The following is a 20,249-nucleotide window of genomic DNA, read 5'->3' on the forward strand; positions in this document are numbered from 1 at the left end:
CGCTGGACACGGTACTGGCTTGCACTGCTGTGGCTCCGCGCAATACCTCAGTGTCATTCAACCTGCATTCGAGCCATGCACGCACCGCACTAGAGCCTGGCAGGCAAGACCGCACCACAACTGGTCAGACCGGTAAGGCCAAAAAGCCTTGCAAAGTAGGATTTTTCGCGGTTTTATGATCCCGCGCTGAACAAACCGGTAAGACCACAAAAATAATTAAGTCCTGCGCTCTTTCGCCCCGTGCGGCACCGAAGCAAGGACACCGACCAGAGATACCTCCCATGCTCAAATGGTGCTCGCGTTCGATCTTCCTGCAAGTGGTGCTCGGCCTTGCCCTCGGCATTGCCTGCGGCCTCAGCTTCCCCGACCTTTCTTTGCAACTCAAACCCCTGGGCGACGGCTTCATCAAGCTGATCAAGATGCTGATCGGCCTGATCGTCTTCTGCGTGGTGGTCAGCGGCATTTCCGGCGCCGGCGACCTGAAGAAGGTCGGCCGCATCGGCCTGAAATCGGTCATCTACTTCGAAGTGCTGACCACCATCGCCCTGGTGATCGGCCTGGTGTTCGCCTTCACAAGCGGCATCGGCAGCGGCGCCAACATCCACCTGGACCAGCTGTCCAGCGCCGACGCCAGCAGCCTGGCCGAGCGCGGCCAGCATATCCACGGCGCCACCGCCTTCTTCATGGACCTGATCCCGACCTCGGTGGTGGGTGCCTTCGCCGACAACAACATCCTCCAGGTCCTGCTGTTCTCGGTGCTGTTCGGTAGCGCACTGAACCTTGTGGGCGAATCGGCGGCCGGTATCTCGCGGCTGATCAACGAACTGAGCCACGTGATCTTCCGCATCATGGGCATGATCGTGCGCCTGGCGCCGATCGGCGTGTTCGGCGCCATCGCCTTCACCACCAGCAAGTACGGCCTGGAATCGCTGCAGCATCTGGGTGGCCTGGTGGCCCTGTTCTACCTGACCTGCGCCGGCTTCGTGCTGGTGATCCTGGGCACGGTGATGCGCCTTTCGGGCCTGAAGCTGCTGCCCCTCATCAAGTACCTGCGCGAAGAACTGACCATCGTCCTCGGCACCGCCTCCTCCGACGCCGTGCTGCCGCAGATCATGCGCAAGCTCGAACACCTGGGGATTGGCAGCTCCACCGTGGGCCTAGTGATCCCGACCGGCTACTCGTTCAACCTCGACGGTTTCTCCATCTACCTGACCCTGGCCATCGTGTTCATCGCCAACGCCACCGGCACGCCGCTGGAAATGACCGACCTGCTGACCATCCTGCTGGTGTCGCTGGTGACTTCCAAGGGAGCTCACGGCATCCCAGGTTCGGCGCTGGTGATCCTGGCCGCCACCCTCACCGCCGTGCCGGCCATCCCCGTGGTGGGCCTTGTGCTGGTGCTGGCGGTGGACTGGTTCATGGGCATCGGTCGGGCCTTGACCAACCTGATCGGCAACTGCGTGGCCACGGTGGCCATTGCCCGCTGGGAGAAGGACATCGACCTTGAGCGCGCGCAGAACGTGCTCGATGGCAAACCTGGCTTTGCCCATGCACCGCGCAAGCAAGCCAACGCCCATCAACAGGAATTCTGAGCCCATGTGGCCGGCGCTGGCGCCGGCCCTGTCAGGAGCGAAACGTGATCAGCTCATCGACCGTCGTCACCTCAGTGGTGGAAAAACTGCGCCAAGCTCTGGCCCGCGGCCAGTGGCGCTCCGGCGACATGCTGCCCGGCCAGCGCGAACTGGCCGAACAGCTGGGCATCAGCCGCCCCAGCCTGCGCGAAGCGGTGACCGTGCTGGAAACCCTGGGCCTGGTGCGCTCGATGCCGGGCAAAGGGGTGCTGGTACTGGATGCCGAAGCCGCCGTGCATGAACCCGGCAGCGACACCGCCGCTGCCAGCCTGGCCGACGTGCTGGAGCTGCGCTACACCCTCGAACCCTTCATCGTCGGCCTGGTGGCGCAGTCGGCCAACAGCCAGGACATCGGCCAGCTGCGCCTGACCCTGATGGACATGCGCGAAGCCCTGGAAGCCGATGACAGCGAGGCCGGCGCCAAGGCCTACATCGCCTTGCACGAGGCGCTGTTCGCGCTGACCACCAACCCGATCTTCCAGAGCGTGGTGCAGCAGACCGGCAATGCCCTCAAGCAGAGCGCCGACATGCTGCGCAATTCACCCGAACACCTGGCTGCGCGGCTCAAGGAAAACGAAGCCGTGGTGCGCGCCATCCGCGAGCGCAACAGCGCCCAGGCCAGTGCCCAGATGCGTCAGCATATCCTCGCCGAGGGCCTGCGCATGGGCATCGAACTGAACATACCGGACGACCATCCGCAGCCCTGACTCATAGAGGAGAGCGACCATGACCGCCTGCGCCCACGCCGCCCCCCGCTTGCCTGCCCTGCTTGCCGCCGGCGAAACCCGCTTGTCGGCCGAGCAGATCTACCCGCGCCTGTTCGATGCCATCCTCGAACAGCGACTTCCCCCTGGCAGCCTGCTGCCCGAGCAGGCCCTGGGCAACGCCTTCGGAGTGAGCCGCACGGTGATCCGCCGGGTGCTCGGGCGCCTGTCGGACCAGCAGGTGGTGGTGCAGCGCCCGAGCCACACCGCCCACCTGGCCGCCCCCGACCCGCAGCAGGCGCGCCAGGTACTGAGCGCCCGGCGCCTGGCCGAAACCACCTTGATCAGCCTGGCCGCGCAGCGCGCACGGCCATCGCAGGTGCGCCAGTTGCGCCAACTGGTGGAGCGCGAACGCCAGCACCACGAGCACGGCGAGCGCTGCGCGGCAATCCGCCTGGGTGGCGAGTTTCACCTCAAGCTCGCCCAGGTGGCCGCCAATGCGCCGCTGGCCCGGTTCCTCAACGGGCTGGTGCCGATGACATCGTTGATCATTGCCCGCTATGAGTCGCCATGCTGCGACCACTGCGCCTGGCAGGAGCATGCCGCGATCATCGACGCCGTGGAGGCCGGTGACGAGGGGGCGGCGCTGGCGTTGATGCATGAGCACCTGGACCGTCTGGAAGACAAGCTCAACCTTGAGTGACCTACGGGCGATGGGCTGCAGCGCAGCCCCTCGTGCACCGCCCTATACTCGGTTGACCACCCAGCCTCTACCCCCAGGGAGGCAGCCGAGTGAGCCTGCGCATTCCAATCCTGCTCTGCCTGCTGCTGGCCCTCGCCGGCTGCGCCGCAAAGCGCACGCCACCCCCACCCCCTCCCGCCGTGCTCGACCCCGCCGCCTGGCAACGCATCGACCAGGAACTGATCGACGCCTCGGTAGGCGCCGCCGGCTCGGCCAACGACTATGCACGGCGATCGATGCGGGTATGGAAAGAACAGGTGCAGCAACGCACGGAAAGCGATTTCATCCCCTGGTTCACCGGCTACTGGACCCAGCAATGGCTGACACTCAAGGTAGCCTGGTACAAGCTCGACAGTGGTGAAGGCCGCGAGCCCGCCGAAAAGCGCCTGGCCCTGTACCTGCAGGAGCAGTACCACAAGCGGGTGATCGACCCAGTAGCCGAGGAGATCAACCCCGAAAGCATCCGCGACCGCGCCTGCGAGCTCTACATACAGCTGTTCGGCCAGCAACTGCCGGCCATCATCCAGAAATACAATGCCGCGCCCGAGCAGGTCAGCCAGCGCCTCAACCGCATCCCGGCGATCAACCTGGGGCCGCCACCGGCGCGCAATGCGAGCCTCTACCAACTGTTGCGGGCCAAGCCTCTGGACCAGCAACCGGCCTGGCTGGCCCTGCGCGAACACTTGCACAAGCAAGCCGTCAAAGGGCCGGGGCAGACCGACGTGGGCCTGTCCTCGGTGGCCAACCGCGCCAGCGAAAAGCTCGGCGCCACCCTGGCACCACGGGGCATTGCCAGTGCCGTGGCCAGTGCGGTGGGCAAGGTCGCCGGGGCGATGATTTCGGTGGCGGCGGCGGGCTACGGGATGATCACCCATGACCGCGAGCACCCGGAGATGGTCGAGCAGTTGCGGGTGATCCTCAACGTGGCGCTCAACCAGGAATGGCAGGAGTTGATGGAGAATCGCCAGAGCGGTGCCATGGCCGGGGTCTACTACCTGTCGGGGCAGGTCGAGGACAGCCTGCTGGCCAGTGCGCCGCGGCCGCAGGAGCCGGTGGAGGCGCCGCAGACGCAGCAACCGCGGCAGGAGCCATTGCTGATTCGCCTGCCACCCTAGCCGGCGATAAGGCCGGTACTGACTGCCTCAAGCAGCAGCCATGGCCGATGTCGGCAAGCCAAAGATCCGATCAAACGCCCAGTTGTAGGCAAAGGTGTAACACGGCACCAGAATGATGAACGCCAAGTCCACCAGAAACGCTTCCACCAGGCTCATCCCAAGCCACCAGGCAATCAACGGAATCAGGTACACCACCAGGGTCAACTGGAACCCCACGGCATGCGCCACCCGCCGCGCCACGCTACGCCCGCGCTTGGCCTGGCGGCTTTCCCAATACTCGAACAGGCTGTTGTAGATCAGGTTCCAGAGCATGGCGATGGTAGTGATCATCACCGCCAACGGCCCGGTGTGCGAGGCCTGGGTGTCCGAGAGGTAAGCCAGCCCGAGGGTCGACATGCACAGCCCGATCAGTTCATAGAAGGTCACATAGACCAGTTTGCGTTTGACTCCCTGCACCGGGAAAACCTCTTGAAGCGAAAACGAAGGCCGCCAGGATGCGTCAATCCTGCTGACAGAAAAAGTTGGCAGCCTTCAGATTAACTGACAGCATGCTGCCATGAACTTTTCCAGCGACAACATCCAGCTGTTTCTCGCCGTGCTCGACCGCGGCTCGTTCTCTGCGGCGGCCCGGGCCTTGCAGCGGGTGCCCTCGGCGGTGAGCATGGCGATCGGCAACCTTGAAGCGGAGTTGGGCTATGCCCTTTTCGAGCGCGGCCCACGGGAAGTGCGCGCCACCGCCCAGGCCCTGGCTCTCGAACCCCATGCGCGGTTGATCGCCGAGCAGTTGGGGTTGCTGCAGGTGCACGCGCTGGAGCTTTCCCAGGGGCTGGAAAGCCGCCTGACCGTGGCCGTGGTGCCGGACATCGACCACCGCCCGCTGCTGGCCGCCATCGCCAGCCTCGGCGAGCGCTTTGCGCTGCTGGACATCGACCTGCTCAGCGCGCCCCAGGACGAGGCCCTGCACCTGCTCGACAGCGGCCGCGCCGACCTGTGCCTGGCCTTCGCCGGCCTGCAGGTGGATGCCCGCCGTGGCTTCCAGCACATCGGTACGGAGTCGCTGGTGGCGACCCTCGCCCCCCATCACCCGGCCTTGCGCGAAGGCCGTATCCATTACCTTGAAGACCTGATCGCGGTGCGCCAGATCCTGGTGCGCAGCCGCGACCTGCCGCTGCTCGATCCGCGGGCGCTGATCGGCGCCACGCATTGGTCCACCGACAGTTTCGACCTGGCCCTGCAGATGGTCGAAGCCGGGCTCGGCTGGGGCGACTTGCCGCTGGCCAGGGTCGCGCCACTGGTTGCCAGCGGGCGGCTGGTGCGCCTGGCGTTTCGCAACACGCGCAACGAACTGCAGTTGCCCATCCATGCCCTGTGGCGCAAGCAGCAGCCGCTGGGCCAGGCCGCACGCCTGCTGATCGAGCAGCTCGCTGCCCGCTAGCATGCCGTCCGTCGCCTTCGCCTGAAGACAATGCGCTGCCATTTCAATGTTTTACCGCCCTAGCCGATAGCACTGGAGACAGGCCCCGCCATCGCGCCACAAGCGCGCGGCGCCCTCCCCTCCATGGCTTAAGGTCTCGAAACATGAACCTGAAATTTCGCCACAAAATCCTGCTCAGCGCCTGCGGCGTCGTGGTGCTGGCATTTGCCTTGTTCACCCTCTACAACGATTACCTGCAACGCAACACCTTGCGCCAGAACATCGAAGCATCGGTCCAGCAGGCCGGCGCACTGACCGCCAGCAGCGTGCAGAACTGGATGAGCGGGCGCATTCTGGTGCTGGAAAACCTGGCCCAGGACATCGCCACCCAAGGGGCCGGCGACACCCTGGCCGGGCTGATCGAGCAGCCGTCCTACACGCGAAACTTCCTGTTCACCTACCTGGGCCAAGCCAACGGCGTGTTCACCCAACGCCCCGACACCCAGATGCCCGCCGGTTACGACCCGCGCCAGCGCCCGTGGTACGCCAGTGCGGCGAATGCCGGCCAGACCGTGCTCACAGCGCCCTACCAGGGTGCAGTCGGCGGCCTGATGGTAACCATCGCCACCCCGGTGAAGAGCAAGGCCAATGGCGAACTGATCGGCGTGGTCGGCGGTGACCTGACCCTCGACACCTTGGTGCAGATCATCAACTCGGTCGACTTCGGCGGCATCGGTCACGCCTTCCTCGCCGACAGCGATGGCCAGGTGATCGTCAGCCCCGACAAGGACCAGCTGATGAAAAACCTCAAGGACATCTACCCCGGCAGCGGCCTGCGCGTCAGCGCGGGGATGCAGGATGTGCTGCTCAACGGCGAGGAGCGGCTGATTTCGTTCGCGCCGGTCGCCGGCCTGCCGTCGGCCCAGTGGTACATCGGCCTGTCGATCGACAAAGACAAGGCCTACGCCGCCATCGGCCAGTTCCGCACCTCGGCGATCATTGCCATGCTCATCGCCGTGGTCGCCATCACCGTGCTGCTGGGCCTGCTGATCCCGGTGCTGATGCGCCCGCTGACCACCATGGGCCGCGCCATGCGCGACATCGCCGAGGGCGAAGGCGACCTGACCCGCCGCCTGGAGGTGCAGCACAAGGACGAGTTCGGCGAACTGGCCACCTCGTTCAACCGCTTCGTCGAACGCATCCACACATCGATCAGCGAAGTGTCCTCGGCCACCCGCCTGGTGCATGACCTTTCGGAAAAAGTGGTCAACGCCTCCAACGCCTCGATCATCGGCTCCGAAGAGCAGAGCATGCGCACCAACAGCGTTGCCGCGGCGATCAACGAACTGGGCGCCGCCACCCAGGAAATCGCCCGCAATGCGGCCGATGCCTCGCAGCATGCCAGCGGCGCCAGCGAACAGGCCCATGGGGGCCGAGAAGTGGTCGAGGAAGCCATCAGCGCCATGACCGCTTTGTCCCAGCGCATCAGCGAATCCTGCGCGCAGATCGAAACACTCAATGCCAGTACCGACGAGATCGGCAAGATCCTCGATGTGATCAAGGGCATATCCCAGCAGACCAACCTGCTGGCGCTCAACGCCGCCATCGAGGCTGCCCGCGCTGGCGAGGCCGGGCGCGGGTTCGCCGTGGTCGCCGACGAAGTGCGCAACCTGGCGCACCGCACCCAGGAATCGGCCGAAGAGATCCACCGCATGATCACCAGCCTGCAAGTGGGTTCACGCGAGGCAGTGCACACCATGAACACCAGCCAGGTATCCAGCGAACAGGCCGTGCAGGTGGCCAACCAGGCCGGCGTACGCTTGGCCAGCGTGACCCAGCGCATTGGCGAGATCGACGGTATGAACCAGTCGGTGGCGACCGCGACCGAAGAGCAGACGGCAGTGGTCGAGAGCCTGAACCTGGACATCACCCAGATCAACGCCCTCAACCAGCAAGGGGTGGAGAACCTGAACGAAACCCTGCTGCATTGCGATGCGCTGGCGCAGCAGGCTGGGCGGTTGAAACAGTTGGTGGGTAGCTTCCGGATCTGAGTTGAACCCGATCGCCGGCTTGCCGGCGATCGAGCTGCACAGCAGCCCCTATGCCACCACCACCTTCCCCTGCCTACCCCTGCGCACCCAGGCCAGCAACACCGCCGCCATCAGCACGAACCCCAGGTAGCCAAACAGCGGATACACTTCCCCCACCAGGCTGATGAACCCCACCAGGCTGCAGACGAACGCCACCAGCCCTGTCACCACAGAGCCCCAACGGAACTTCGCGGTCCCCGCTGGCAACAGCCGCGAAAGAAACGAGAACATCGTGCCCACCGCGGTATTGACGATCATCCCGAAGATGATCAGGCACATCACCAGGCCCAGCAGCGGCGAAACCTCGTTGGCAATCGACAGCATCGGCATCGGCAGCTCGGCGACGCTGTCCAAGCGCGACAACAGCCCGGCGCTCATCACCAGCATCAGCCCACCCAGCGCGGCACCGCCCAGCAAACCACCCCATATCGCGGTTTTCTCGCCCTTGGCCGAACCACCCAGAATCGCCAGGATCGGCGCGCCCGCAACAATGTTGTACGACACATACAAAAACGCCCCCAGCAACCAGTGGCGGGTACCCGCCTGCTGCTGGCTTGCCAGTTGGTCGAGCATGGCAAAGCTCTGCCCGCGAGTGAATACGGCGTACAGCGCAATGGCCGAAGCCACCAGGATCAGCAGCGGGGTGATGGCGCCGATGGCGACGATCACCTTGCGCACGTCCAGGCACACGATGCCCACCACCAGCAGGGTCACCAGCACGCTGCCGGCCAGCGCCGGAATGCCGAACTGCTGCTCCAGCAAGGCACCGCCGCCGGCCAGCATGACCACGGTGACGGCGAACATGAAGAAGGTGATCAGCCAGTCGACGAATACCCCCAGGTGGCGACCGCAGATGGCCTGAATCACATCCTTGTGCGAGGTCGACCGCTGGCGGTTGCCCAGCCCGGCCAAGGCCATGCCGAGGAAGGTGAATAGCGCAGCGCTGACCATCGCGCCGATCAGCCCCCAGACGCCAAAGTCGACGAAGAACAACAGCAATTCCCGCCCGGACGCAAAGCCCGCCCCCACGATCACGCCGACGAAGGCCCCGGCGATCTTCAGTTGTTCTTGCATGTGAACCTCAGGTTATTTTTGTTGTGGGATGGACGCCCCCGCGCGGGCAAAGCCGCGAAGGCGCTTCACTCAGCTCTGGCCGACGTACGCCTGCACCTCGATCTCCACATCCACCCCCAGCGCCAGTGCCGACGCCACGGTGGAGCGCACCGGCAGCGCGTCACCGAAGAAGGTTTTGTAGACCTCGTTGAAACCGGCGAAGTGGGCCATGTCGGACAGCCACACGGTCACCTTGACCACCTGATCGAAGCGCGCGCCGCACGCCTCCAGGCTCTCGGCAATGCGCTCGCAGGCAGCGCGGGTCTGGGTCTGGATGTCACCGCGCACCACCTCGCCGCCGGCACTCATCGGCACCTGGCCGGAGAGGAACAGGAAACCGCCCGCCTTCACTGCGCGCGAGAACGGGAACGGCAGGCTGCTAGGGAAACGCTGGATGTCGTTGCTCATGGGAAACTCCTTTCAGGATGACTGGAAACGTGCCGGGGACAGGCGCTCGGGTGCCACGCCCTGGGCGATCAGGCTCGGGCACAGCGGTTGCCCGAGCAGCAGGTCGGCTGCCAAGCGCGAAGCACCGGCAGCCGACTGGATACCATAGCCACCCTGCGCGGCCAGCCAGAAGAACGCCGGCGCGTGCGGGTCGAAGCCGATCACCAGGTCGCCATCGGCAACGAACGAGCGCAGGCCCGCCCAGCTGTGGCTGGGGCGGCGGATTTCCAAGGTGGTCATGGCTTCGATGTTGTAGATGCCAAGGGCGATATCGAGCTCTTCGGGGGCGGCGTCCTGTGGCTCTACCGGGTCGGCGTTGGCCGGGGAGCCCAGCAGTTGGCCGGCGTCGGGCTTGAAGTAGAAGCTTTCGTCAACGCCGATCACTGCCGGCCAACGGGCGAAGTCCTGTTCGACCGGCCCAGGGAAGGTAAAGGCGCTGCGCCGGCGCGGCTGCAGGCCGATCGGGGCCACCGCGCACTGCTCGGCCACACGGTCGGCCCACGCGCCCGCGGCATTGATCAGCTGGTGGGCCTGCAAGTGGCTGCCATCGGCCAGCGTCACCTGCCACAACCCGTCGTGGTATGCGGCCTGCATCAGCTCGGCATTGCAGCGTAGTTCACCGCCTGCGGCGCGATAGCCACGCAGGAAGCCTTGATGCAGCGCGTGTACATCCAGATCCATCGCGCCGGGTTCGTGCACGGCACCGGCAATCACCTCGTTGCGCAGGCTCGGCACCATTGCCAAAGCGGCATCACGGTCAAGCAGGCTGACCTCGGTGCCGTTGGCCAGGTTCTGGGCGTAGGTGGCCTGGAGCAACTCACTCTGCTCATGACTGGCGACATACAGGCAGCCACGCGGCTCCAGCAGCGGGTGTTCGCAGAAGCCTGCCGGCGGCGCTTCGTAGAACGCACGGCTGGCGCGGGTCAGGGCCTGGATCTGCGGGGTGCCGTAGGCCTCCATGAACATCGCCGCGGAGCGGCCGGTCGAGTGGTAGCCAGGCTGCATCTCACGCTCCAACAGCAGCACCTGGCGCTGGCCTGCCAGGCGGTAGGCCAGGGAGGCGCCGGCAATGCCGGCACCAATGATCAGGGTGTCGTAGGTCGGGGTCATGCACGCTCCTGCCAGAGAATTATCATTTATGAGAATTCTAATATATGAGAATTTCGAAATGTGCAAGGCCGCAAGGTAAGATGCCCGGCCTTGCCGCACACCGAGAACCGCGAATGCCCGATGACCGCCCTGCCGCCACAGGCCGCCCCGACGCCCTGCCACTGCTCGATCGCGCCGAGGTCGGCGGGCGCCTGCGCCAGGTGCGCAAGGCCCGTCAGCTGACCCTCAAGCAGTTGTCCGCGCTAAGTGGCGTGCCGGTTTCGACCCTGTCGAAAATGGAATTGGCGCAAGTGTCGGTGAGCTACGAAAAACTCGCGGCGGCAGCGCGAGCGCTGAATGTCGACATCGCCCAGCTGTTTCGCGCCAGCGGGCCGGTGAGCGCACCGGTGCCGGTGACCGTGGTGGTCGATTCCCTGCCGGCGGCAGCGGGATATTCCACTGGCACCTACGACTACCACCCGATTGCCGGCGCATTCCCGGAACGCCGCATGACCCCCGCCTATGCCCGCATCATCGCGCGCGAACGGGGCCAGTTCGATGATTTCATCCGCCACCCTGGGCAGGAATTCGCCCTGGTGCTGAGCGGGCGCGTGCGCATCGAGTTCGAAACCGGCGAGGCGGTGAGCATCGGGCCGCAGGAAACCGCGTATTTCGACAGCCAGGTGGGGCATATCTACCTGTCGGAAAGCGAGGACGGCGGGGATGCCCATGTGATGGTGGTGATGACCGACCGCTGAACTGCCGCTGGTTATAACCTAATAACGAACAAGTCTATTTGGCTATAAAAACTCCCTATATGCTGGCACCCATCCGATCACGGGCAAAGCTGGGCAGTCGAGTAGCGTATGGATGTAGGTTCTTTCGGTTTCACCATTGCCGGACTGGTTGTGGGTTTCATCGTCGGCATGACCGGCGTGGGTGGTGGTTCGCTGATGACGCCAATCCTGCTCTGGTTCGGTATCAACCCCGCCACCGCCGTGGGTACCGACCTGCTGTATGCCGCCATCACCAAGGCCAGTGGCGTCTGGGTGCATGGCCGCAACAAGAACATCGACTGGAAGATCACCGGCCTGCTGAGCCTCGGCAGCGTGCCCGCCGCGGCACTGACCCTGTGGTTCCTCAGCACCCTGCACACCGACACCTCGGCGCTCAACGCCATCATCAAGCAGGGCCTGGCTGTGGTGTTGATCCTCACCGCGCTGGCGATCCTGTTCAAGTCGCGCCTGCAAGCATTTGCCAGCCGCCATGCCGGTGACCACTACCACCTCGGCGACCGCAGCCTGAACACCCTCACCGTGCTTACCGGCGTGGTGCTGGGGGTGATGGTCACCCTCACCTCGATCGGTGCCGGCGCACTGGGTACCGTGGCGCTGTTCCTGCTCTACCCGTTCCTGGTCACCCGCCGCCTGGTCGGCACCGAAATCGCCCACGCCGTGCCCCTGACCCTGGTGGCGGGCCTCGGCCACGCCGGCATGGGCAACATGGACTGGTCGCTGCTGGGCTACCTGCTGCTCGGCTCGTTGCCCGGCATCTACTTCGGCAGCCACCTCACCGGGCGCATCTCCGACCGCGTGCTGCGCCCGTGCCTGGCGGCGATGCTGCTGCTGATCGGCTACAAACTGGCATTCTGATGGTGTGACGGGACGGGGCCGCAACAAAGTCGCGGCCCCCGGCGGAACACTGCGGTAGGATCACCAGTCCTACCTAGGCGAAATGCCACCAGAGCCCATTCAATGCCAGCCAGCCCCAGCCCGTTACTACTCGCCCTGCGTGAGGCAACTCTCGCCTGCCACAAGTCGCTGGAAGCACGCCTGCCGTTCTTCGATAGCGCCTTCGACACCGACGCCTACAGCCGGCTGCTGCAAGCCTATTACGGATTCCACGCCCCGCTCGAAGCCTACCTGGGCACCTATCAGGAACCCGTGCGGGCCAAGACCCCCGCGCTTACTCAAGACCTGCAGGCCCTCAAGCTGAGTGCCAGCGACATCGACACCCTGCCCTTGTGCCAGGCCTTGCCGGCGATAAACGACGAAGCCAGCGCCCTGGGCGTGATGTACGTGCTGGAAGGCTCGACCCTCGGCGGCCAGGTGCTCAAGCGGGCAATGGCCGAGCGCCTTGGCCTGGGGCCCGGCAGTGGTACGAGCTTTCTCGATGTGTACGGTGCCCAGACCGGCCGCTATTGGCGCGACTTCCTCGACCGCCTTGGCCAGGCATCGACCGCACCGGCGGCAAAGGCAGCCACCGTGCAAGCGGCGGTCGATACCTTCACCTGTTTCGAAAACTGGCTGGGGCAACGTAATGTGCTCAATCCGGTGCGCATCAACTGACCCACTGCACTAGCGACCACACGGGCAGTGCGCCTGCCAGCCACACTGCCAGCCGCGGCCAATAAGGCAACAGGACGACCAGCAGCAGCCCGGCCAGGGAGATCATCGCGAACCACGCCACTGGCCCCATCGCCCAGCCCCAGGCCTGGGCGCACAGCCACAGGCTGGCGAGCAGGGCTAGCCAGCCCGCGCCTCGCAACACCTTGCCCAGCGCGGCCGGGCAATCGCGGTTCCACACGTGTTTGTAGTGCCGCTGCAGACCCTGGCAGAGCCCGAGCATACCGGCATAGGCGAACAGCGCCCCGCCTGCGATCAGCAGCATCATGCTCCAGCCTCCACGCGCAGCCCTGCCCTGGCTTTGCGCACCACCGGCTGTGCCCGCTTGACCCGCCACGCCACCAGGCCCAGCAATGTGCCCAGCACCAGTGCACAAGCCGCCACACCCAGCCGCAGGGCGTCATCCAGCCCGCCGAATGCCACCAAACCCATGCACAACAGCGCCGCCACACCCAGTTGCTCGACCCACGCTTGGCGCGGCGGCCTGATACTCGCATGCAACAGCGCAAGCAGCCACACGCCAAAGAACACGCGCACTTCCCAGCCATCGCGCCCGGCCAGCTCCACCGGCAGCAAACGGCTGGCCCACAGCAACCCCGCACAGGCCAGCAGCAAGCCGGAAACAAAACCGACGTTGCACACTTCGGCCAACCGATACCAACGGTGCCCCGGTGCATCGGCACTGGCGTATTTGCGCCCGCGCTTGACGCAGAACAGCACCAGGCCGCTGGCGATCATCACGCAGCTGATCACGCCGCAGACGAAATACAGCCAACGCAGGGGGTAGCCGCCGAACTGCGCGAAATGCAGGCCGACCATCACCCGCTGGGTCAACGGCGCCGCACGCCAATCGCTGACATCGCTGAGCAACTCGCCGCTGACCCCGTCGAAGACCATGGCCTGGCCTTTGGACAACGCGATGCGATTGCCCAGTTCGGGGCGGATCTCGATGCGTGCGCCGGCGGTGTTGGGGTTGCGGATGTTGAACCCGGCGATCGGCCCCAGGCGCGCCTGGGCCTGAGCCAGCAGCGGCGCGATGTCGGCCAGCTCGGCCGACTGCCTGCTCAGGCCCCTGGGCTGCTCCAGGCGGGCGTTGCCCTGGGCCTGGAAATAGGCGCGGTTATCGCCGGCGAACAGTGCATCGACGCCGGCCGGGATGTAGATGAGCATGAAGATGACCAGGCCGGTGTAGGTGATCATCAGGTGGAACGGCAGCAACAGCACCGCGCTGGCGTTGTGGAAGTCCAGCCAGGAGCGCTGGCCCTTGTTGGGCCGGAAGGTGAAGAACTCCTTGAAGATCTTCTTGTGGATGACGATGCCGGTGACCAGCGCCGCAAGCATCACCAGCGCCAGCGCCCCGACCACGAAGATGCCCCAGTTGCGCGGCAGGTCGAGGGTGAAGTGGAAGCGGAAGAAGAAGTTGCCGCCGACACTGTCGCGTACCGTGATGGCCTCGCCGGTGGCGGGGTCGAGCTGCACACCGCCGCCATGGCGCCGCTCGCCGGTGGACACGCGCAGCCCGGGCGAGCGCTCGGTCGGCAGGCTGATCCCCCAGTTGCCGGCCTGTGGCTCGTGGGCCTGCAGGTAGGCGATGGCCCGTTGCGCGGCGCTGGCCTGGGACACCGCCGTGGACGGGATCTCCGGCTGCATCCAGTGGTTGAGCTCTTTGTCGAATACCGCCAGGGTGCCGGTGACGAAGATGGCGAACAGCAGCCAGCCGAAGATCAGCCCGGCCCAGGTGTGCAGCCAGGCCATCGATTGGGTGAAGGTGTTCTTCATGTCATTTGCTCCAGTACCTGGGGCCAGAAGCCGATCAGCGCCAGGGGGATGGCCACGGCCAGCGGCGCCCAGGCGCGCAGGGCGTCACGGCAGGCGAAGGCCCAGAGGATGGCGGCGGTGTAGAAGATGAAGGCTGGCAGGGTGGCGACGATGACGGCGTCGCCGGGTGACAGTGGCAGCAAGCGGGCCAGCCAGGCGGTGGCGGCGTAGCTGAAGGCATAGCCGCCGAGCAGTGCGGCGCTGCTGCGGGAGAGTATCTGCAGCCAGGCGGGGGAGTTGATCATCAGGGGCCTCGATGTGCGGGGTGGTGTGGGGCTGCTGCGCAGCCCAATCGCCGGCAAGCCGGCTCCCACAAGGGCCAGTGCGGACCACCCTGTGGGAGCCGGCTTGCCGGCGATTGGGACGCATAGCGGCCCCTGGGCTCAGAACGAAATATTCAGCGCAGCGAACACCGCCCGCCCCGGCTGGTTGTAGGTATTGGCCCCCGAACTGCTGGCATTGCCGCCACGCAGGATCTGCTTGTCGAACACGTTGTTCACCCCTACCCGCACGTCGTAGTTGGCGTTGAACGTGTACCCGGCACTCACGTCCACCAGCCCATAGGCCTCGACATCCTGTTGCGCCTCGGTGTCGTAGTTTTCCTGGGTGCGGTAGTTGTACTTAGGCGACTTCTGCTTGCCGTAATAGGTACCCGCCACCTGGAACGACAGCTTGTCGGTGGCGCGCCAGTCCAGGGTGCTGTTGATCGTGTACTCGGGGATCACCGACAGCGGCTCGCCGGTCTCGCGGTTATCGTTGTCGAGCATCCAGGTCAGGTTGGTGTTCCAGTCCAGCACCGGGCTCAGCTCGACGAACAGGTTGCCCTCGATGCCTTCCACCCGCGCCTTGCCGGCGTTTTCCCATTGGGTCACGCGGCGTCCGTTGTTGATGGTGTAGAGCACGTCGGTGCCGCCGATGATCTTGTTCTGGTAGTCGTTACGGAAGTAGGTCGCGCTGGTGCGCCAGCTGCCACGGTCGTACAGCAGGCCGATTTCCTTGTTGACGCTGATCTCGGGCTTGAGGTCGGCATTGCCCTGCAGGTAGCAGCCACCCGAGTTGCCCTGCTGCACGCTGCAGCCCTGGCCACGGCTGTAGAGCAGGTAGTTGGGGTTGGACTGATACAGGTTCGGCACTTTGTAGGCACGGGCGATGCCACCCTTGACCGACAGCGCTTCGGTAAGCTTGTGCGACAGGTTGAGGCTCGGGCTGAAGTTGTCGCCAAACAACTCGTGATGATCGAAGCGCAGGCCGGGGGTCACGGTGGTATCACCGATGACGACGTTGTCCTCGACGAACAGCGCGTAGCTCTTGGCGGTCATCTTCGAGTCACTGCGGTCGAAGCCAATGATCGCGTTGTTGCCCACACCACTCGGGTCAAAACTTTGCGGGCGGAACGAACCCTGGTCGTTGAGCGACTCGTACAGGTACTCGCCACCCAGCGTCAGCACATGCTCGGTGCTGCCCATGGCGAACGGCAGGTTGACCTCGCTGCTCAAGCGCGTGTTGCGCAGCCGCGACATGGCTGCGCCGCTGTCGTTGATCGCCCCTTCCGGCCCACCGGCCAGGCCTTCGTTGAGGCGCCAGTTGCGCACGTATTCGTAGGCCAGGGTGCTCTTGCTGGTGCCCCAGGTGAAGTCGCCCAGGTGAGTCAGGTCGTAGGTATTGCGCTGCATGACGTTGGTTTCGTGACCATACAGGCTGTTGATCAGGTCGGGGTTGCCGCCACCGTTGCTGTTCATGGTGTCGCCGGCGTAGATGTTGCCTTGGCGGCTGTAGCCTGCGCTGGCTTCCAGACGGTGCTCGTCGTTGAGCTTCCAGCTCAGCAGGCCGTTGATGTCCTTGTTGCGCACGCCCTCACGGCCTGCCACCAGCGCGCTGTTGGCGTGCCCTGCGTTGATGTCCAGGTCGTCGGCATCGGTCTTGGCCAGGCCACCGAACAGGCGGAAACCGAGGTTGTCGGTGAGCCCGCCGCTGAGGTTGAAGTTGGCGCGGCGGCTGGCGCCTTCGGCGCTGTCTTCGGGCATCTGCGTGTAGAAATTGAGGTTGCCCTTGAACTCGTCGGTGGGGCGTTTGGTGATGATGTTGACCACCCCGCCCATCGCCCCGGAGCCGTAGCGTGCGGCAGCCGGGCCACGCAGGATTTCGATGCGCTCGACCGCCTCGGCCGGCACCCAGTTGGTTTCGCCACGGGTGTCACGGTCGCCGTTCCAGCCGTAGCGCACGGCATTGCGTGCATTGGACGGTTTGCCGTCGATGAGGATCAGAGTGTTCTCCGGGCCCATGCCGCGCAGGTCGATCTGGCGGTTGTTGCCGCGTGCGCCACTGGCACTGTTGCCGGTCAGGTTGACCCCCGGTTCGCGGCGGATGATGTCCGACAGGTCGTTGGCCGGTGGCCGGCGCTTGATGTCTTCTTCGGTGATGATCGACGAGCCCAGCGCCTGACGCGCTTCGCGCTCGGCGGTGATCAGGGTGTCCTGGATCACCAGCGCCTTTTCTCCTGCCGGTACTTCCAGCACCTCACCGGCACGCTGCTCGTCCGCTTCAGCGGCATTCGCCAGCATGGCCGGCGATGCCAGGGCAACGAAGGCCAGGGCCAGGCTATTGGGTGAGGTTCTGCACTGCATCGACACATCTCCTGCGAATCATGAGCGAAAAGGCACATCCCTGCCGGAAGCCGGGAGCCCTCGCCCACCGGCCTCGCAAACAAAAGTTCGGGGGCCAACAGGGATGGTGAATATAGTGATTCTCAAATGAGTTTAAATCTTATTTACGAAACTTACATGTTTGTAACGGAACTTTTCCGAAGCGCCAGCAGCCCGTGTACAGTCCCCCCATCCCATACATCCGTGTCGAGACACCGCGTTCATGCTCACCGCCGCACTGATCTTCCTGTTCACCCTGACCCTGGTCATCTGGCAACCCAAAGGCCTCGGCGTGGGCTGGAGCGCCACCCTCGGCGCCGTGCTGGCACTGCTGTTCGGCGTGGTCTCGCTGAACGACATCCCCGCCGTCTGGGCCATCATCTGGAACGCCACCGGCACCTTCATCGCCCTGATCATCATCAGCCTGCTGCTGGATGAAGCCGGATTCTTCGAGTGGGCCGCCTTGCATGTGGCGCGCTGGGCCCGGGGTGACGGGCGCCGACTGTTCGCCTTCATGGTATTGCTGGGCGCGGCGGTATCAGCACTGTTCGCCAACGACGGTGCGGCGCTGATCCTCACCCCGATCGTGATGTCGATGCTGCTGGCATTGCGCTTCTCCCCCGCCGCGACGTTGGCCTTCGTCATGGGAGCCGGCTTCATCGCCGACACCGCGAGCCTGCCGCTGGTGGTGTCGAACCTGGTCAACATCGTTTCGGCGGATTACTTCGGCCTGGGGTTCAATGCCTATGCCGCAGTGATGGTGCCGGTCAACCTGGTGGCGGTGGCGGCTACGCTGCTGGTGCTGTGGCTGTACTTTCGGCGCGACATTCCACAGCGCTATGCGACCGATGAACTGAAGTTGCCGGCAATGGCCGTGCGTGACCGCGCGACCTTTCGTGTCGGCTGGGTCGTGCTGCTGGCGTTGCTGGTCAGCCTGTTCGTGCTCGAGCCTCTGGGCATCCCGGTCAGCGCTGTGTCCGCAGCCTGCGCGGCGGTGCTGTTCGCCGTTGCGGCACGCGGCCATGTGATCTCCACCCGCCGCGTGCTGCGCGAGGCGCCGTGGCACATCGTGGTGTTCTCGCTGGGGATGTACCTGGTGGTCTATGGGCTTCGTAATGCCGGCCTGACCGATTCGCTTACCGGTGTGCTGAACTGGCTGGCCGGGCACGGGCTGTGGGCAGCGTCGCTGGGTACCGGGTTGATCGCGGCGCTGCTGTCATCGGTGATGAACAACTTGCCCAGCGTGCTGATCGGCGCGCTGTCCATCCATGCCAGCGAGGCCCAGGGCGTGGTGCGGGAGGCGATGATCTATGCCAACGTCATCGGCTGCGACCTGGGGCCGAAGATCACACCGATCGGCAGCCTGGCCACGTTGTTGTGGCTGCATGTGCTGGCGCGCAAGGGGGTGAGTATCGGGTGGGGGTACTACTTCAAGGTGGGGGTGTTGTTGACGGTGCCGGTATTGCTGGTGACGTTGGCGGCGCTGGCGTTGCGGTTGAGTCTTTGAGGGTGTCGGGGCTGCTGTGCAGCCCATCGCCGGCAAGCCGACTCCCACAGATACAGCGCAATGCTCAAGGGCAGCGCGGAAGCTGTAGGAGCTGGCTTGCCGGCGATGGGCCGCACAGCGGCCCCGCCAACCGCCTAATCACAAACCGTTCTCGATGTAAAGGAAAGTTTAAGGGTATGGACATCGTCGCAGGCCAGGCCAGGTCGGGCTTTTCTTGGACCTCAAAATGTCCATAGGATGCTCCCACTTTGTGAATGAAACCTCGTTGTGATGTCCATGGCTAATGCATCCACGGCTTTTGACGACCCTGCCTGTAATGATGATGGGCTTGTTTGCCTTAGCTGGACCATGGCTTCTGCGGATAGTTGGCGAAGTCACAGGTGTAGGAATTGGTATAACGCTGATTGCCTTGAGTTGTACCGCTCGTATCTATGTCGATTCTGCCGGATCAATCATCGCTACGGCCATGCTGGGTGGCATCGGCATTGCTTTCATTCAAGCGCTCATGCCAGCTTTTATCAAACGCACCCATCCGGAAAGCGCCGGTATGCTGATGGGATTGTTCACTACGGGCATTATGGGCGGGGCTGCTTTTGCAGCAGCCACAGCCGCACCTGGCGCAGCGTTTTTTGGCTGGAAGCTCACGCTGGGGTTCGCAGCCCTACCCGCAGTACTCGCACTGGTTGCCTGGGTTCTTGCCGCTGGTCGAACCGCCCCCTATTCTGCATCGGCAAGCTTGCCCTATCGCAATGCACAAGCATGGTTGCTGTTAGTATTTTTTGGCATCGGTACAGGCGCTTACACTTTAGTACTGGCTTGGTTACCGCCATTTTACGTCCAGGTCGGATGGACAGCTGCAGATTCTGGCTATCTGCTCGGTGCCCTGACGCTTACGGAAGTAATAGCTGGGCTATTGGTGTCCTCGCTAATCCATCGTTTCCCTGACCGGCGACTTCTACTGATCTTGGTAATTTTACTTTTGATCAGTGGCTTAACTTGCTTGATTGCCGCTCCAAATCAGCTCGCGTTGATCGCGATTGTATGCCTAGGCATGGGTATTGGTGCGCTGTTCCCGTTGACGCTGATTGTCACCTTAGATCACGCTAGCTCTCCCGAAAGTGCCAGCGAACTCTTGGCCTTTGTACAAGGTGGTGGCTATATCATCGCTGCGACAATGCCAGTCATCGCAGGTTTTTTACGGGACCACCTCAGCTCTCTGTATTGGGCTTGGGGCTTAATGATCATAGGGTCTGTGGTACTGCTCGCCCTTAGCGCCTTCCTCCATCCTAATTCCCATCGTCCGATTAAGCTTGCCAGTGATACTTAAAAACTTCCGTTGCTGGAGGTGGGATCAACCGTGGGGCGCCCGCTCTGGATCGATTTCTGCCGGTCAAGACGTACCCGTGCGCGGGTCACATCCGATGCAAATGGCTGGTCAAGTCGAATGCAAACTGGTGGTCAAGTGGGATGCAAACACTCGGTCAAGTCAGGTGCAATTTCCTAGCTTTGCCATCGAGGGCCAAGCTTTCTGG

19 protein-coding genes are annotated in these 20,249 nt (G+C 64.2%); 11 read left to right on the forward strand and 8 right to left on the reverse strand.

The window, feature by feature from the left end; genetic code table 11:
• Nucleotides 1–281 precede the first annotated feature (281 nt).
• The 4 genes from KU43P_RS18420 (at nucleotide 282) to KU43P_RS18435 (ending at nucleotide 4,192) form a co-directional block, all read left to right on the forward strand.
• Nucleotides 282–1,592, forward strand: coding sequence for a C4-dicarboxylate transporter DctA (locus KU43P_RS18420; RefSeq protein ID WP_317658875.1), 1,311 nt, complete (start codon nucleotides 282–284; stop codon nucleotides 1,590–1,592).
• A 44-nt stretch (nucleotides 1,593–1,636) separates the two neighbouring features.
• On the forward strand, nucleotides 1,637–2,338 hold the full coding sequence (locus tag KU43P_RS18425) for a FadR/GntR family transcriptional regulator (RefSeq protein ID WP_317658876.1): 702 nt from the start codon (nucleotides 1,637–1,639) through the stop codon (nucleotides 2,336–2,338).
• Nucleotides 2,339–2,357: 19 nt separating this feature from the next.
• Nucleotides 2,358–3,038: a GntR family transcriptional regulator gene (locus KU43P_RS18430; RefSeq protein ID WP_317658877.1), complete on the forward strand. Its 681-nt coding sequence runs from the start codon at nucleotides 2,358–2,360 to the stop codon at nucleotides 3,036–3,038.
• An 89-nt stretch (nucleotides 3,039–3,127) separates the two neighbouring features.
• On the forward strand, nucleotides 3,128–4,192 hold the full coding sequence (locus KU43P_RS18435; protein ID WP_317658878.1) for a hypothetical protein: 1,065 nt from the start codon (nucleotides 3,128–3,130) through the stop codon (nucleotides 4,190–4,192).
• A 27-nt stretch (nucleotides 4,193–4,219) separates the two neighbouring features.
• On the opposite strand, the gene KU43P_RS18440 is transcribed toward KU43P_RS18435, so the two are convergent.
• A complete protein-coding gene (locus KU43P_RS18440) occupies nucleotides 4,220–4,648 on the reverse strand; it encodes a PACE efflux transporter (protein WP_317658879.1) in 429 nt (142 codons plus the stop codon).
• A 100-nt stretch (nucleotides 4,649–4,748) separates the two neighbouring features.
• On the opposite strand from KU43P_RS18440, the gene KU43P_RS18445 reads away from it, so the two are divergent.
• Nucleotides 4,749–5,627, forward strand: coding sequence for a LysR family transcriptional regulator (locus tag KU43P_RS18445; protein WP_317658880.1), 879 nt, complete (start codon nucleotides 4,749–4,751; stop codon nucleotides 5,625–5,627).
• Between the two features lie 143 nt (nucleotides 5,628–5,770).
• Entirely contained in the window at nucleotides 5,771–7,657 is a 1,887-nt protein-coding gene (gene mcpA, locus KU43P_RS18450; protein WP_317658882.1) for a methyl-accepting chemotaxis protein McpA, read from the forward strand.
• Between the two features lie 48 nt (nucleotides 7,658–7,705).
• Here mcpA and KU43P_RS18455 read toward each other — a convergent pair whose 3' ends face one another.
• The 3 genes from KU43P_RS18455 to KU43P_RS18465 all read right to left on the reverse strand — a co-directional run bounded on the left by KU43P_RS18455 (nucleotide 7,706) and on the right by KU43P_RS18465 (nucleotide 10,366).
• Complete coding sequence (locus KU43P_RS18455; RefSeq protein ID WP_317658884.1) at nucleotides 7,706–8,770, reverse strand: hypothetical protein; 1,065 nt, start codon at nucleotides 8,768–8,770, stop codon at nucleotides 7,706–7,708.
• A gap of 69 nt (nucleotides 8,771–8,839) precedes the next feature.
• Nucleotides 8,840–9,217, reverse strand: coding sequence for a RidA family protein (locus KU43P_RS18460; protein ID WP_317658885.1), 378 nt, complete (start codon nucleotides 9,215–9,217; stop codon nucleotides 8,840–8,842).
• 12 nt (nucleotides 9,218–9,229) lie between these two features.
• Nucleotides 9,230–10,366 (reverse strand): NAD(P)/FAD-dependent oxidoreductase, encoded by a 1,137-nt coding sequence (locus tag KU43P_RS18465; protein ID WP_317658887.1) that lies wholly within the window; start codon nucleotides 10,364–10,366, stop codon nucleotides 9,230–9,232.
• 113 nt (nucleotides 10,367–10,479) lie between these two features.
• Here KU43P_RS18465 and KU43P_RS18470 point away from each other — a divergent pair, with 113 nt between their 5' ends.
• The 3 genes from KU43P_RS18470 to KU43P_RS18480 all read left to right on the forward strand — a co-directional run bounded on the left by KU43P_RS18470 (nucleotide 10,480) and on the right by KU43P_RS18480 (nucleotide 12,693).
• Nucleotides 10,480–11,103, forward strand: a complete 624-nt coding sequence (locus KU43P_RS18470) for a helix-turn-helix domain-containing protein (protein ID WP_317658889.1) — start codon at nucleotides 10,480–10,482, stop codon at nucleotides 11,101–11,103.
• Nucleotides 11,104–11,211: 108 nt separating this feature from the next.
• Nucleotides 11,212–11,997, forward strand: a complete 786-nt coding sequence (locus KU43P_RS18475; RefSeq protein ID WP_317658891.1) for a sulfite exporter TauE/SafE family protein — start codon at nucleotides 11,212–11,214, stop codon at nucleotides 11,995–11,997.
• 102 nt (nucleotides 11,998–12,099) lie between these two features.
• Nucleotides 12,100–12,693 carry a biliverdin-producing heme oxygenase gene (locus KU43P_RS18480; protein ID WP_317658893.1) on the forward strand — a complete coding sequence of 198 codons (594 nt, stop codon included), beginning with the start codon at nucleotides 12,100–12,102 and terminating at the stop codon, nucleotides 12,691–12,693.
• On the opposite strand, the gene KU43P_RS18485 is transcribed toward KU43P_RS18480, so the two are convergent.
• From KU43P_RS18485 to KU43P_RS18500, 4 genes are all read right to left on the reverse strand, one after another.
• Entirely contained in the window at nucleotides 12,686–13,018 is a 333-nt protein-coding gene (locus KU43P_RS18485; RefSeq protein WP_317658895.1) for a DUF3325 domain-containing protein, read from the reverse strand. The genes KU43P_RS18480 and KU43P_RS18485 overlap by 8 nt on opposite strands.
• Nucleotides 13,015–14,529, reverse strand: coding sequence for a PepSY-associated TM helix domain-containing protein (locus KU43P_RS18490; RefSeq protein ID WP_317658897.1), 1,515 nt, complete (start codon nucleotides 14,527–14,529; stop codon nucleotides 13,015–13,017). Before KU43P_RS18490 ends, KU43P_RS18485 begins: the two co-directional genes overlap by 4 nt.
• Entirely contained in the window at nucleotides 14,526–14,813 is a 288-nt protein-coding gene (locus tag KU43P_RS18495; RefSeq protein WP_317658899.1) for an iron transporter, read from the reverse strand. Before KU43P_RS18495 ends, KU43P_RS18490 begins: the two co-directional genes overlap by 4 nt.
• A 138-nt stretch (nucleotides 14,814–14,951) precedes the next feature.
• Complete coding sequence (locus KU43P_RS18500; RefSeq protein ID WP_317658901.1) at nucleotides 14,952–17,192, reverse strand: TonB-dependent siderophore receptor; 2,241 nt, start codon at nucleotides 17,190–17,192, stop codon at nucleotides 14,952–14,954.
• Nucleotides 17,193–17,433: 241 nt separating this feature from the next.
• Between KU43P_RS18500 and KU43P_RS18505 the strand changes: the two genes are divergently transcribed.
• A complete protein-coding gene (locus KU43P_RS18505; protein WP_317658903.1) occupies nucleotides 17,434–18,717 on the forward strand; it encodes an arsenic transporter in 1,284 nt (427 codons plus the stop codon).
• A 283-nt stretch (nucleotides 18,718–19,000) separates the two neighbouring features.
• Nucleotides 19,001–20,044: an MFS transporter gene (locus KU43P_RS18510; protein WP_317658905.1), complete on the forward strand. Its 1,044-nt coding sequence runs from the start codon at nucleotides 19,001–19,003 to the stop codon at nucleotides 20,042–20,044.
• The last annotated feature ends 205 nt before the right edge of the window (nucleotides 20,045–20,249 follow it).

Origin of the sequence: Pseudomonas sp. KU43P (genome assembly GCF_033095865.1) — a bacterium.
Taxonomy (GTDB): domain Bacteria; phylum Pseudomonadota; class Gammaproteobacteria; order Pseudomonadales; family Pseudomonadaceae; genus Aquipseudomonas.

Bases quoted from the DNA above. Each gene is read 5' to 3' on its own strand.
- KU43P_RS18500 (WP_317658901.1), bottom strand. From the start codon at position 17,192: ATGCAGTGCAGAACCTCACCCAATAGCCTGGCCCTGGCCTTCGTTGCC.
- KU43P_RS18430 (WP_317658877.1), top strand. From the start codon at position 2,358: ATGACCGCCTGCGCCCACGCCGCCCCCCGCTTGCCTGCCCTGCTTGCC.
- KU43P_RS18445 (WP_317658880.1), top strand. From the start codon at position 4,749: ATGAACTTTTCCAGCGACAACATCCAGCTGTTTCTCGCCGTGCTCGAC.
- KU43P_RS18490 (WP_317658897.1), bottom strand. From the start codon at position 14,529: ATGAAGAACACCTTCACCCAATCGATGGCCTGGCTGCACACCTGGGCC.
- KU43P_RS18475 (WP_317658891.1), top strand. From the start codon at position 11,212: ATGGATGTAGGTTCTTTCGGTTTCACCATTGCCGGACTGGTTGTGGGT.
- KU43P_RS18470 (WP_317658889.1), top strand. From the start codon at position 10,480: ATGCCCGATGACCGCCCTGCCGCCACAGGCCGCCCCGACGCCCTGCCA.
- KU43P_RS18420 (WP_317658875.1), top strand. From the start codon at position 282: ATGCTCAAATGGTGCTCGCGTTCGATCTTCCTGCAAGTGGTGCTCGGC.
- KU43P_RS18495 (WP_317658899.1), bottom strand. From the start codon at position 14,813: ATGATCAACTCCCCCGCCTGGCTGCAGATACTCTCCCGCAGCAGCGCC.
- KU43P_RS18480 (WP_317658893.1), top strand. From the start codon at position 12,100: ATGCCAGCCAGCCCCAGCCCGTTACTACTCGCCCTGCGTGAGGCAACT.
- KU43P_RS18485 (WP_317658895.1), bottom strand. From the start codon at position 13,018: ATGATGCTGCTGATCGCAGGCGGGGCGCTGTTCGCCTATGCCGGTATG.
- KU43P_RS18455 (WP_317658884.1), bottom strand. From the start codon at position 8,770: ATGCAAGAACAACTGAAGATCGCCGGGGCCTTCGTCGGCGTGATCGTG.
- KU43P_RS18510 (WP_317658905.1), top strand. From the start codon at position 19,001: ATGCATCCACGGCTTTTGACGACCCTGCCTGTAATGATGATGGGCTTG.
- KU43P_RS18505 (WP_317658903.1), top strand. From the start codon at position 17,434: ATGCTCACCGCCGCACTGATCTTCCTGTTCACCCTGACCCTGGTCATC.
- mcpA (WP_317658882.1), top strand. From the start codon at position 5,771: ATGAACCTGAAATTTCGCCACAAAATCCTGCTCAGCGCCTGCGGCGTC.
- KU43P_RS18460 (WP_317658885.1), bottom strand. From the start codon at position 9,217: ATGAGCAACGACATCCAGCGTTTCCCTAGCAGCCTGCCGTTCCCGTTC.
- KU43P_RS18465 (WP_317658887.1), bottom strand. From the start codon at position 10,366: ATGACCCCGACCTACGACACCCTGATCATTGGTGCCGGCATTGCCGGC.